Below are 13,365 nucleotides of genomic sequence, written 5' to 3' on the forward strand. Positions count from 1 at the left end.
GCGTTATCACCCACGTGACCGGGTGTGATATGGGGCTATCCCACTATCTTATCCAGTCGGCCGGGGAGAAGGTCAATAACCCGCGTCACCTTATCAACGCCGCCCGTAACCTGCGTCGTAAGCAGAAATCGTTCTCCCGCAAACAACAGGGCAGCGCTAACCGCGGCAAGGCCCGCTTACGTCTGGCGGCCGTCCATGAACGGGTAGCCCATGCTCGCGCCGATTTTCAACACAAACTCTCCCGAACAATGGTTGACGAAAACCAAGCGATCATTGTTGAGACGCTGAAATCGGCCAACATGATGAAGAATCACCACCTTGCCCGCGCTATCGGGGATGCGGGCTGGCATGGCTTCATCAAGAAACTGGAATACAAAGCCGCAGCGGCGGGCGTCCATCTGGTCAAACTGGATCAGTGGTTCGCCAGTTCGAAAACCTGCCATTGCTGCGGTCAAAAAGTGCCAGAAATGCCGCTGAGTAAGCGGCTCTGGCAATGCCCTTGCTGTCGAGTCGAACATGACCGCGATATCAATGCGGCGCTCAACATCCAGCGCAAGGGCATAACAGAATTACAGGCGGCGGGACTCGTCGTCTCTGCCCACGGAGGCCAGCGTAAATCCGTCATAAAGACGGTGGCGGCCTGAGAAGTGGGAAGCCTCGCCGTTTTTTACGGCGGGGAGCAGTCACGTACAGTATTTTCTATACCGTATTAACCTCGCATTTCGGTTATCTCTATTTCTTTATCGAAACGTAAATGCTCATCGGCTGCCATTGGAATCAACCAACGTAAATTATAGATCACATTATCGGGTAATGAATTTGTTTCATAGATATTGACGATCTCTTTTTCAATAGAATTGACAGAATAGACACGATCATCATACATATAGAGAAAATTTACCTGATAAACGTCAGGGCGAGTTAATACCGTAAATAATCGCCACTCTTCAGGTTGTGTTTCAATGCCGGCTTCTTCCGCAAATTCCCTCGCCATTGCCTGTTGGGGGCTTTCACCAGTTTCTATTTTTCCACCAACCCCGTTGAGCTTCCCTTTTTGCCAACTGGGTTGTAATTTTGAAATCAGGGAGACATGTTTTTTATCTTTAGAAAACATAAACCCTGTTACATAGTTAATCATTATTTTCTCCACGCTTTTATTTCATGACTAATGTCTGATTTCTGTCTGGCCCATAGGAAATATATTTGATTGGGATACCAGCATACTCTTGAATAAAAGTTAAGAAGTCAATCAGTTCAATAGGCAGTTCTGTTAAATGTGTATATGATGAGTTAAGTTCGCTCCAGGATTTAAATGTTTTATAGATAGGTTTAGCTCTATCGAGCTGCAATAATGCGTCATCGCAGCAGACGAGTTTATCATCAATTTCATAGGCAATAGCGACTTTTATTTCATGTAAACCAGCAAGAACATCAACATTCGTTATGGCGAGTTCTGTTACGCCATTGAGTTTCACCGCATGTTTAATCAGGGATAAGTCCAACCAGCCGCAACGTCTTGGCCTTTTTGAAACGGTGCCATACTCGTTCCCTCGTTCTCGAATATAATCAGCCTGTTCTGTTAATAATTCGGTGGGGAATGGCCCATTGCCGACACGGATCATATAAGATTTCATCACCCCGACAATATGCATTTTCTGTGCCGGTATACCTATCATGGCAAAGCAGGTTTGTACTAATGTCTGATATGCCACGGTATAAGGATAAGTACCAAAACTATTATCTAAGAAAGTGGCTTGTGATGTTTCAAGTAAAACATTTTCTCCCGAATTAAGTAAATCACCGATAACTTCATTAGTGAAGGTGAAATAGGGTGCTATTCTTTTGCCATATTGATAAGTTTCCTCTAACATCTCTTCAAAATCTAATGTAGCTTGTGCATTAAAAACATGGTTGATCTGTTTTTCTCTGATATTCCAAAGAAATTCTAATTTACTTCTTAATTTTTCTTTATCTAACGTATCAATAAGCCGAATGCCATGACGATTGGTTTTGTCTTCAACACAGGCCCCGACACCGACACCAACTGAACCTATTTTCTGCTTACCTTTATATTTTTCTGACGCTTTATTTAATTCAGCGTGTAATGGTAAGACGATATGGCAGCGCGGATCGATAAATATATTAGAATCAATGTTTTCTTTTTGTATAAAATCGATCTCTTTAACCAGAACCGGAAGACTGATTAAAGCACCTTGGCAGATATATAAATTCTTTTTGTTGAGTGAGGCTGGTAATTGAGAAAATGAGCCTCTTAGATTACCATGTTGCACACAATGACCTGCGTTAGCGCCGCCATTGAATCGAGCAATGTTATTGATGTTGCTAGATAAATAGTCAACAAATTTTCCTTTACCTTCATCTCCAAATTGGAGTCCAACTACAGCAATTAACATGAATCTATTCCTTAATTATTTATTGGTTTACTCTAAATAATAGTTAAATCGTCCATTTTTGTTTATCTTTTTTAAGATAAATAATCTGTTCTTTTAAAACCAATATTCTAAATATCTATTCATATGACGTTATAAATTATCACTTTTTTTATCCGATTATTTTGAATAATCTCTTATTGTTGTTTATGAACTAAGGAGTCAGCTATTAATAACGCTTCACTTAATGTATCAACAATAGGAACACCGGCAGCTTCAAGACTGACACGGCTGTGGGTTCCTCCGGTATAAAGAATGGCATGAGTTCCTGCGGCTAACGCGGCAATCGCGTCATCGGTAGCGTCGCCAATAACCACACTTTGCTCAGGAGAAATATTGAGTTTTTTGAGATGATTAGCTAATTGCTCTGATTTGCCGGTGGTCAATAATGGCGTATTTCTACCATCTATTTGGGTAAAGAATTTACCAATACCATGATTATCAAGCATAGGGACCAATTCATGATGTTCCATCAGTGAACATAATGACTGAGTTGCCCCTGTTTCATAACGGGAAGCGAGGAGTTGACTCACACCTTCCGTTAGACTGGCTTTCTGAATACCTGGACGATAGTGGAAATTAAATATTTTCCCGATAACTGACCATTCAGAAGATGAAGGTTCACGGCCAATCACTTGTTTATAGAAAGTTTGTACTGGAACACAATAATGTTCCCGATATTGTTCCAGCGTCAGTGGTTCAATACCAATTTCTGCCAGTGCAAAATTGGTTGCGCTCAATGAAACATTGACATCATTAAGTAATGTGCCATTCCAATCCCAAATAATATGTGCTGTTGTCATAAGCAGTTAACTCTCCCTTTTCCAAACTCATTTTTGTGCGCTGAACATTCAGAACATTGATATGCCAGAGCTTTAAATGCATCGATTGGCTGTTCATAATTCAGCGGTGTTTGTGCTTTTAGATTTAATAAAAAACGCAATAATTTGGCTGCCCATGTTGAATCTGTCAGGGTGTCATGAAGAACAGACAATAAACTGTATGAATAAGCAACCCAATCCGCTGTGGTTGTATGAGCATATTTATCATCTGTGAAAGGCTGATGAACTAAGCGATTCAGGACTTGATGATGCCTGAAACACCAAGGCGTCAATACATCTAAAGTTTCAGGGTTGAATACGCGATCAGAATGCCCATAAACACGGGCACGTAATAATTTTTCCCAATGTAGTTCGACGGCGCGGGCCTTCGGACGTCGCCCGGTTTGAGCCATGACCAGATCGATTGCCTGACATAAGGTGTCGCCTGTTCCGCAATTATCATCAATAATTGTCACTGTTTGCCCAGGTGGAATATTGCGCCCCCAGAGATGAGTGCTCTTGCAAGCTGTATCATCGTAACGTGAGACTTTCACTAAATTGAGTTCGCTATCCCATGCCGCGGCTGTGACCGCCGCCGCCGCTGATCCTCCTAACATGATGCCAACAACAGAGGAGTTGGGGCATTTGTCAATTTGTGCCGCGGCCAAAGTTAACAAATGATTATCTCCTTCAATAAACGGTCTGGGCACTTTGTGTTCCGCATATGAAGGCAATGTCAGGTCATGGATCGGAGAGGATGAAAAAGTAAATGCTGTCCCCATCAGCGTTGAGCTGACGACTTTTGCACACTCTTTTATCCCATCGATGAATGGCACAATATCTTTGTTAACCGTCTGCGGAGAACTTAATAAGCTATCAACAATTCTGAGCAATTTTGCCAGGCTATGATCGGCCAAGATATATTTTGATGGGGCAGTACACCGCTTATCGCTACACTCAAGTTGAGAGATGTATTCTGTGTAATATTTCGCCGTCATCAGTAGCTCGTGACAAGGTTTTTGTTCATAATAGGCCGTACCGCGGGAACCGACGAATGCTGGTTTCTCTGTGAGTAAGCCAGGTAGCGCCATCACTTCTTTCGTTAAATAGCGTGTTTCAGGCACGCTACGTAATTCGCCCAGTAAACCAATAGAACGAAGATCCAAAGCAGGAGATAAATATTCAGGCATATTTAGCGTCTCGATGATTGCGTTGCAGCAAGGGCATCTTCGAGAGGAACCTTACCAATATGTAGAGCTTGACCAAGAATTGCGCCTTCGACGCCGATAGAGGACAGATCTGCTAAAGCGCGAAGATCATCCAAACTTGATACTCCACCGCCGGCAATAACGGGTGATGACGTTTTCGCACAGACTTCCTGTAATAATGTGAAGTTTGGCGAACTCATCATGCCTCCCCGCTCAACATCGGTGACGACGTAGCGTTGGCAACCCTGTTTATCAAGGCGCTCAAGAACATCCCAGAGATTGCCCTTGCTGACATTCCATCCATGCGTTGCCAGTTGATAACCTTCTGATGTGCTTTTTACATCCAGAGCAATGGCAATCTTATCGCCATATTCGGCAATGGCTCGGGCACACCAATCGGGATTTTCTAATGCTGCGGTTCCCAAATTAACTCGTTGGCATCCAGTTGCTAATACTTTGCGCAAGATGGTTTCGTCTCTGATTCCGCCGCAGACCTGTACGTTAATGTCGACCGCAGCTAGAACATCAGCAATAAGATGGCTGTTTGAGCCTCGTCCTGACGCGGCGTCAAGATCAACAACATGTATCCATTTTGCCCCGGCATTTTGCCAGGCCAGCGCTACTTCGGCCGGAGTGCCTAAAGGCCGCCGTAATGTTGGGCTTTCACCACGGGTTAATCGAATGGCGGAATTTGATGTCATTGCTATTCCGTCAACAATATCTACAGAGGGAAATATCTCGAATGTTTCCTTACTTATCATTGAATGCATCCTAATTAATTATTTAAAGATTAATAACCATTGTGACTAATGCAATTACAGCTCGTAACGTAACGAACAAATATGTCTTTTATTTCTTTAAGAATAAACAGATTAAATAATAAACCTGTTGATTTAATGAACTCAATAACCGTTCACCGATTCATAATAGTGGAAAGAAAAAATTTCTCAATACGGTTATTCGCTAAATATAGCAATTTGGATAACTTTGTTCAGCTAGTAAATCTTATATTTACTTAAGAAGGGTTAATTTGGTAATAGGTGAACAGAGATTCAGCTTAAATATATAAGGAGTGAATTCTGCTAATGTCGTCAGGAAGAATTTAATTTTATTTATCTAATGTTTTAATTGTCTAAAATAATATAGATCTGTTTTTTTGATTAATGTCTTCAATATATTCTGATTTATTTTAAATAACAGAATTTAAAAATTTTTTATTTTGGTTGTTATTTATGGTTATGATGAAGCTATAATTTTAGCTAATTGATAATAGTAACGACAATAAATATATAATTACATGAAATTTATTCTGAATAATTATTTGTTTGTATTATATGTGAACATATTTCATCGAGGATTTCTACAAATGTTTTTTTATTGTCAATAATGATAATTATTATAATAATATAGTTTCGTTGTGGGTTATATGGCTACATATTATCAATTCTATTGATTTTAATATCCAGAGTAGAGAACTTCGCTGATATAGCAATATAATCCTCTTTGGATAAGGGTGTTTATTAGTGATTTTTATATGTAACTCTATGTGATGGGATTATATTTCCACATTAATTGGAGATATAATTAAGAATAAATAATTAAGACATCGTATTACCGAATAAACGCAACCTGTTGTCAGGCTGCGTTCCGATTGAACACTAAGGATTCATCTTATCTTGTTTCGTTTTCTGACGGATTTCTCTGTACCAGCGAGGATGATGTTTCTTCGCCCAGCCACGAGTTACCCAACCTTCGACCATTGCCCGAATAGAGCCTTTTACCCAAAATGCGGCATAGACATGTATCATAATCAGCAGGATCAGGCCAATTCCAGCCAGAGAGTGCGCCAGAAGCGCAAGCCGGATCAGAGGGATAGAGAAGAAATCGGCAAAATAGGGGCGCCAGATAATCACACCACTGATAGCCAATAAAATCAGGCAACCACTGATAGACCAGTAAATGCCTTTTTGACCCAGATTATATTGGCCGATATCGCCAGCCTCCTCATTTCTTATGATTTTATGGATGTTTTTCAGCCAAACAAGATCTTCTTTGTCGATAAAGTTATGTTTGAAATATCTGAAAAACATAAAGATAAATAAGAGAAACATGGCTGAACCAATAAACGGATGTAATATCCGTGCTAACTGTGGCGTGCCGAATATATTCATCAGCCAGTTAAAAGAGGGAAAAAAGAGTCCTAACCCGCTGATACCGGTAAACAGAAAGCAGAGGACGACTGACCAGTGATTTATTCGTTCAATCGGTGAGTAACGGAGAATCGTATCTTTTTTCTTCATGACAGTTTCTCCTCGTTTGTGGATTGCTCAGCCTTTTCATCATCTTGTCTGGCATGCTCTTCGTCTTGTTCGTTGGTTCGATTTGGACCAATGCCGACATAATGGAAAATACTGGCGGCGAATGTCGCAGCGAAACCTATGGCGGCTAGCGGCTTCCAAATGCCTTTCCAGAAGGTCACGGTTGAGCTGATGGTTGGATTATCAGGCAGACCATGATAAAGCTGAGGTTTGTCCGCATGATGCAAAACATACATCACATGCGTCCCCCCAACCCCTTGCGGATCGTATAAACCCGCGTTCTGATAACCGCGACCTTTGAGTTCCGTTACCCGTTCGGAGGCCAGATTTTTCATGTCCTCTTTGGTGCCGAAATGAATGGCGCCGGTCGGACAAGTTTTTACACAGGCGGGTTCTTGGCCGACGCCAACGCGATCGACGCACAGAGTACATTTATATGCCCGATTGTCTTCTTTATTGATCCGCGGCACATTGAACGGACAACCCGCGATACAGTAACCACAGCCGATACAGTGCTCTGACTGGAAATCCACAATGCCATTGGCATACTGAATAATCGCACCTGTTGAGGGACACGCTTTCAGACAGCCCGGGTCAGCGCAGTGCATACAGCCATCTTTACGGATAAGCCACTCCAGTTTGCCGTGCTCTTCTACTTCGGAGAAGCGCATCACAGTCCATGATTTAGCCGTCAGATCGGTGGGGTTGTCATAAACACCAACATTAAAGCCCACTTCGTCGCGAATATCGTTCCATTCTGAACAGGCCACCTGACAGGCTTTACAGCCAATACAGGTGGTAACGTCGATCAGTTTTGCCACTTCTTCTTGATGATCACGGGCACGTGGCGCCGGGGTAAAGGAATGCGTGGCGGATTGACGAATAATATCTTGAGATTGCATTGCCATAATTCGCTCCTGTTACACTTTTTCGATGTTGACCAAAAATGCCTTGTATTCCGGTGTATGCGCGTTGGCGTCACCGACGGAAGGTGTGAGAGTATTTGCTAGAAAGCCTTTCCGGGTTACTCCGGCAAAACCCCAGTGACAAGGAATACCAACGGTTTCAACTTGCTTACCGTTAATGGTCAGTTGCTGAATTCGCTTGGTGACGACCGCTTTGGCTTTGATAAAACCGCGTTTGGAAGACACTTTGACTTCATCACCCTGAACAATGCCTTTTTCTGCCGCCAATTTTTCACCGATTTCAATAAATTGTTCGGGCTGAACGATGGCGTTAAGTTGGGCATGTTTTGTCCAGTGACGAAACAGCTCAGTGATGGAATAGGTCGTTGCGACATAAGGGAATTCGTTGGCTTCCCCCATATAAGCAACGTCGGAACTAAAGATCCGCGCAACTGGGTTGGAGATAACATTTGGATGAAGTGGATTGGTGCCGATCGGTGATTCAATCGGTTCATAATGTTCAGGGAATGGCCCATCAGCCATTTTATCGATGGAAAACAGGCGGGCTACTCCCTCTGGTTGCATGATGAACGGCCCGACATGGCTTCCCGGTTCAGCATTGTTGTAATCAACAACATCAAAGCCATGCCATCTATTGCCATCCCATTTAATCAGTTCACGATTTGGGTCCCACGGCTTGCCTTGTGGATCAACCGAAGCACGGTTGTAGAGTACCCGGCGGTTTTGCGGCCATGCCCACGCCCAACCCGGCGTACAGCCCAGACCGGATGGATCGGCGTTATCGCGGCGCGCCATCTGATTGCCTTGTTCGGTCCAACAACCGCTGTAGATCCAGCATAAGCTGAATGTGGAACCATCATCTTTTAGTTGAGAGAAGCTGGAAAGTTGCTGCCCTTTTTTCAGAATGATATTGCCGTTTTCATCTTTAATATCCGTTAATGCTTTGCCATTGGCTTCACGGGCAACTTCTTCCGGTGTCGGATCTTCCGGGTTTTGATAATCCCATGACAGATTCATAATAGGTTCCGCGTAAGCACCCCCTTCTTCACGATAAAGTTTGCGCAGACGTTGCAGCAATTTGCCAAGAATTTTACCGTCATGCAGCGCTTCTCCCGGTGGCTGTGCGCCAGCCCAGTGCCATTGCAGCCAACGGCCTGAATTAACAATCGATCCATTTTCTTCGGCAAAGCAGGAGGAGGGCAGGCGAAAAACCTCAGTTTGAATATCAGCCGGATTGACATCATTCATCTCGCCGTGGTTTTGCCAGAAGTTAGAGGATTCCGTGATCAACGGGTCGATCACCACCAGATATTTTAATTTAGCCAATGCTCTGCTGGATTTATTCTTATCCGGGAATGCCGCTAATGGGTTAAAACCCTGAACGATGTAGCCGTTCATTTTGCCTTGAGTCATTAACTCAGCTTGCGCCATGATATCGTAGCTTTTATCCCATTTGGGCAGCCAATCGTAACCCCAGTCATTTTCTGCGGTAGCGTGTTCGCCCCAGAAACCTTTTAATAAGCTGATAAAGAAATTTGGCGTGTTTTTCCAGTAGTTAACCTGATTGGCAACCAAGGTTTTTGGTGTTGTCTGCGCCAGATAGGTTGCCAGATTCTCTTGTTTCTCATTTGGCAGAGGCAGATAGCCGGGCAGATTCAGTGACAGTAAACCAAGATCACTGTAACCCTGAATATTCGAGTGACCGCGCAATGCGTTAACGCCACCGCCCGGCATGCCGACGTTACCTAACAGTAACTGAACCATTGCCGCGGCGCGGATAATTTGAGCGCCGCCGGTGTGGTGAGTCCAACCCAGTGCGTAGAGAATAGTTGCGGTACGATGGGTTACGGCGGTCGTTGCCAGTTGGGAACAGATATAGAGGAAATCGGCTTTTGACGTGCCGCACAAATTGGAAACTTGTTCAGGGGTATAGCGTTCAACGTGATTTTTCAGTAGGTTCCAGACACAACGTGGGTGAGATAGCGTGTCATCCCGTTTGGCATACCCCTGTTCATCGGTTTCGTAATGCCATGAAGATTTGTCATAGCTCTTGGTATCTGGATCAAAGCCGCTGAATAGGCCATCTACAAACTGATAATCTTCTCGAACAATTAAACAGGCATTGGTGTAAGCCTTAACATATTCGGATTGGATTTTGTTGTTGAACATCAGATATCGGAGCACGCCCAGTAAGAACGCGGTATCTGAACCGGCACGAATCGGCGCGTAGAAATCGGCTACAGCGGCACTGCGATTGAAGCGAGGATCAACCACGATCACTTGAGCGTTGTTTTTAATTTTTGCTTCAATAACCCATTTGAAACCGACTGGGTGGGCTTCAGCGGCGTTTCCCCCCATGATCAGAACAACGTTGGCGTTTTTGATATCTACCCAGTTATTGGTCATGGCGCCTCGGCCAAACGTTGGCCCCAAAGCGGAAACTGTTGGGCCGTGGCAAAGGCGCGCCTGACAATCGATAGCGATCATGCCTAGTGAGCGGGTGAATTTTTGGTCGAGAATACCTGTTTCATTACTGGCTGCGGAAGAGCAGAGCATACCCGTTGTTAGCCAGCGGTTAACGGTGACGTTGTTTTCATTCTTCTCAACAAAGTTGGCGTCGCGGTCATCTTTCATCAAACGGGCAATGCGTTCAATGGCTTCATTCCAACTGATGCGTTGCCATTTATCCGAACCCGCGGCGCGGTATTCGGGGTAATGAAGGCGGTTTTTACTGCGAATATAATCGAGTACTCCGGCTCCTTTCGGGCACAATGAGCCTCGACTGACTGGGTGATCGGGATCACCTTCGATATGAAAAATATTCTCTTTGGCATTTTTTGCACCATCACCCAGGCTGTACATTAAAATGCCACAACCAACGGAACAATAGGTGCAGTTATTACGGATTTCACGCGAGCGCAGTAGTTTGTACTGACGAGTTTCAGCCAACGCAACGGATGGAGCAAATCCTAGCGCGGCGACTGTTGTTCCCGCCATACCTCCCGCGCAGATCTTGAAGAAAGCTCTTCTGCTGACCTGCATCGGTCTTCTCCTTATTTTTTGAATGACGACATTGCTTTACTTTTGATGCAATAACACATTGACGAATCAAGCGAAATTGCCTTCATAGCCCGGCTCGTTTGTCAATCAAAACACTCCTGGGTATCAAGGAGAACCCACTGCATTGATGAGTTGTAAACTACCTGAGGTTATCAGCCAATAATAGCACCAGTCAGTTTTTGAGAAACCTCTATATTACCCTTAGGCGACTTGAAAGATGACGGGTATATAAATTGACAAGAGGCGCCCATTGGGAATAGCGCCTCTTATTGTGGAAGTTTAGCAGGAAAATAAATGATTTTAGGGCAGTTGGTGGAATGGTTATTTTAACTATCCACAATTGTGATAATTAAATATCGAGTCGTTTAGTTTGCCATTTTTTTGATTTCCAACGCCAGATATTGGTCAGCCCACGTAGCCATTCATCACAGAAGAAACCGATCCAAATACCTAAAATGCCCATTTCCATTTTAATCCCCAGAAAATACCCTATCGGAATAGCAATACCCCACATAAAGAATATTGCCGCATATAGTGGGAAACGGGCGTCACCGGAAGCGCGTAACGCGTTCACCATAACGATATTTGCGGTGCGGATTGGCTCGAGAAAAACAGACAACAAGAATAGAGGTAACAACAGCTTGATAATGGCTTCATCTTGCGTCAGGAAATGCAGAATCGGCATTCTGAACAGCCAGAAAGCGGCGACCACGCCAATGGTGACGATACAGCCAATTTTCAGACTATTAAGGCCACGAATATAAGCATCTTCGAACCGTTTAGCGCCGACCAGATGGCCGACCATAATTTCGTTGCCAATGCTGACAGAGATGCCAAACAACATCACAAACAGCGATAGCTGGAAATAGAGAGTTTGCGCTGCCAATGGAATTTCACCCATCAGTCCAATGAATGCTATGGCCGCCATATATTGCAGTATCCATACCAAGTTTTCCCCTGCCGCGGGTAAACCGATATATAAGATCTTGCCCAACATACTTTTTGACCAGCGCAGGAAACCTGCCAGCGTAAATTTGATCCGCAGGCCATAACTGAGCAGGCAGAATAGTAGGATCACGGCGACAATCCGGCCAAAGACCGTAGACCAGGCAACCCCTTCCAGACCATATTGAGGTAATCCGAAGAAGCCATATAGGACGATCATATTACCTAGCACTGTCAGCAAGTTAGCAATCAAAGTAACATACATTGCCGCTTTCGATTTCCCATAAACCCGCAAACAAGCAGCCAGAATAATCGAAATAGCTTCGGGGATCAGGCAGATGCCGAGAATGTGCAGATAGTTAAAACCATCTTCCATCAGATGTTCCGGCATATTCATGATCTGCAAGAGCTTATAGCCGAAGAAGATAGTAATCAGCGCACAGCTAAACCCAAGCAAGAAGTTGAATGCAATAGAAATATGGATCGCCTGGCTAGCTTTATCCCGTTTTCCGGCGCCAATATATTGAGCAATGACGACACTGCATCCAACACTGATAAAGTTGAAGATAGTGATAAACAGATCAAATACCTGATTACCTACAGCCATAGCAGCCAGATAAGAAGTAGAAACATGGCTCACCATATAAGTGTTAATTAATAATGTGGCCAGATGAAGGAGAATATCAATAAAAATCGGCCAGCTTAACGAAAAGAGCGAGCGCTCAGTAACATCAGTTTGATGCATTTGAAAAACCTACTTATTGAAAAAAGTAAATGAATTATTTCTTGAGATGCCGCGTACTCAGGAAATATTCAAGCATTGTACATGGTTTATTTATCCGTTAACAGAGATGAGATAAAGAAAGATAAAAAGGTGAATTCTGTAATTGGATTTGTTCTGCTTGAAAAATTTCTTGTGGCGTGAATTAAATAACGATCGATGTATATCATAAGGGGAACGATTGGCAACAAATATCAGCGTTATTATTTGCCAGATATGTTAGCGAAATTGATAAATTTTTGCCGAATATGTTGTACAGGGTGGATGTGGCATCTGAGCAGTGGATGGTTTTGTTATTACCGGAAAGGCGGCTAAATTTAGCGCCTGTTTTTCCGCTGTGGATGTATATACTGCGACTACAGTACTATTAATACATTTAGTTAATACATTAGTTGGTACAAGTAAATGTAGATCAAAAAGTAAATAAATTTAATTGTAAATAATTAAGATATTTAAATGATTATCTGAATTGATAAAAAATTTAAACACCAATTTTTAAAAATATTTTATATAATTTCTTTAATGTATTATTAGTGTTTATGAGATATCAATTTTTTTAGGTATAAATACTTAACACGCCCAAAAAGTCATTAGATAATTTTATTTAAATATTATTTACTGTTTGATATTGATGAATAATTTTGTTGAGCTGTGAGATTTTTCGAATCTGGTTATTCAATTTTTTATGATAACTTAAACGATTTATCAACGAAATGATAGAAAAAATCTTTTGGTTAAGTTTTGTTCTATAATTAATTTCAAGGAGTCGAATATAAGGAAATGAAAATATACCATTCAGCGAGGTGATATGATGATAAATAGACCACAATACCAGTTACTTTGGGCCTTTTTAACG

Annotated in this window: 10 protein-coding genes; 1 reads left to right on the forward strand and 9 read right to left on the reverse strand. The window is 42.8% G+C overall.

Going from position 1 to position 13,365, the window contains the following annotated elements; all coding sequences use genetic code 11:
- On the forward strand, positions 1-644 hold a 644-nt coding region (locus Phpb_RS26315), incomplete at its 5' end, for an RNA-guided endonuclease InsQ/TnpB family protein (protein ID WP_240492497.1).
- Between the two features lie 65 nt (positions 645-709).
- Here Phpb_RS26315 and Phpb_RS09520 read toward each other — a convergent pair.
- From Phpb_RS09520 to Phpb_RS09560, 9 genes are all read right to left on the reverse strand, one after another.
- Complete coding sequence (locus tag Phpb_RS09520; protein WP_065390125.1) at positions 710-1,138, reverse strand: NUDIX domain-containing protein; 429 nt, start codon at positions 1,136-1,138, stop codon at positions 710-712.
- A gap of 16 nt (positions 1,139-1,154) precedes the next feature.
- Complete coding sequence (locus Phpb_RS09525) at positions 1,155-2,414, reverse strand: adenylosuccinate synthase (protein WP_065390126.1); 1,260 nt, start codon at positions 2,412-2,414, stop codon at positions 1,155-1,157.
- 173 nt (positions 2,415-2,587) lie between these two features.
- Complete coding sequence (locus Phpb_RS09530; RefSeq protein ID WP_065390127.1) at positions 2,588-3,253, reverse strand: HAD family hydrolase; 666 nt, start codon at positions 3,251-3,253, stop codon at positions 2,588-2,590.
- Positions 3,250-4,461 (reverse strand): phosphoribosyltransferase, encoded by a 1,212-nt coding sequence (locus Phpb_RS09535; protein WP_065390128.1) that lies wholly within the window; start codon positions 4,459-4,461, stop codon positions 3,250-3,252. Before Phpb_RS09535 ends, Phpb_RS09530 begins: the two co-directional genes overlap by 4 nt.
- A gap of 2 nt (positions 4,462-4,463) precedes the next feature.
- Positions 4,464-5,240, reverse strand: coding sequence for a HisA/HisF-related TIM barrel protein (locus Phpb_RS09540; protein ID WP_065390129.1), 777 nt, complete (start codon positions 5,238-5,240; stop codon positions 4,464-4,466).
- Between the two features lie 897 nt (positions 5,241-6,137).
- Positions 6,138-6,779, reverse strand: coding sequence for a formate dehydrogenase cytochrome b556 subunit (fdoI, locus tag Phpb_RS09545; protein WP_065390130.1), 642 nt, complete (start codon positions 6,777-6,779; stop codon positions 6,138-6,140).
- Positions 6,776-7,705 (reverse strand): formate dehydrogenase subunit beta, encoded by a 930-nt coding sequence (gene fdxH, locus Phpb_RS09550; RefSeq protein ID WP_065390131.1) that lies wholly within the window; start codon positions 7,703-7,705, stop codon positions 6,776-6,778. Before fdxH ends, fdoI begins: the two co-directional genes overlap by 4 nt.
- 12 nt (positions 7,706-7,717) lie before the next feature.
- Positions 7,718-10,765, reverse strand: a complete 3,048-nt coding sequence (fdnG, locus tag Phpb_RS09555) for a formate dehydrogenase-N subunit alpha (protein ID WP_075489440.1) — start codon at positions 10,763-10,765, stop codon at positions 7,718-7,720.
- Positions 10,766-11,132: 367 nt separating this feature from the next.
- Positions 11,133-12,473 (reverse strand): MATE family efflux transporter, encoded by a 1,341-nt coding sequence (locus tag Phpb_RS09560; RefSeq protein ID WP_065390132.1) that lies wholly within the window; start codon positions 12,471-12,473, stop codon positions 11,133-11,135.
- Positions 12,474-13,365 lie beyond the last annotated feature (892 nt).

This window comes from Photorhabdus namnaonensis (assembly GCF_001684335.1).
GTDB lineage: Bacteria > Pseudomonadota > Gammaproteobacteria > Enterobacterales > Enterobacteriaceae > Photorhabdus > Photorhabdus namnaonensis.

What these genes read in the sequence shown, in the direction of transcription:
- Phpb_RS09560 (WP_065390132.1), bottom strand. Translation starts at nt 12,473, where the DNA reads ATGCATCAAACTGATGTTACTGAGCGCTCGCTCTTTTCGTTAAGCTGG.
- fdnG (WP_075489440.1), bottom strand. Translation starts at nt 10,765, where the DNA reads ATGCAGGTCAGCAGAAGAGCTTTCTTCAAGATCTGCGCGGGAGGTATG.
- Phpb_RS09540 (WP_065390129.1), bottom strand. Translation starts at nt 5,240, where the DNA reads ATGATAAGTAAGGAAACATTCGAGATATTTCCCTCTGTAGATATTGTT.
- Phpb_RS09525 (WP_065390126.1), bottom strand. Translation starts at nt 2,414, where the DNA reads ATGTTAATTGCTGTAGTTGGACTCCAATTTGGAGATGAAGGTAAAGGA.
- Phpb_RS09535 (WP_065390128.1), bottom strand. Translation starts at nt 4,461, where the DNA reads ATGCCTGAATATTTATCTCCTGCTTTGGATCTTCGTTCTATTGGTTTA.
- fdxH (WP_065390131.1), bottom strand. Translation starts at nt 7,705, where the DNA reads ATGGCAATGCAATCTCAAGATATTATTCGTCAATCCGCCACGCATTCC.
- Phpb_RS09530 (WP_065390127.1), bottom strand. Translation starts at nt 3,253, where the DNA reads ATGACAACAGCACATATTATTTGGGATTGGAATGGCACATTACTTAAT.
- Phpb_RS09520 (WP_065390125.1), bottom strand. Translation starts at nt 1,138, where the DNA reads ATGATTAACTATGTAACAGGGTTTATGTTTTCTAAAGATAAAAAACAT.
- fdoI (WP_065390130.1), bottom strand. Translation starts at nt 6,779, where the DNA reads ATGAAGAAAAAAGATACGATTCTCCGTTACTCACCGATTGAACGAATA.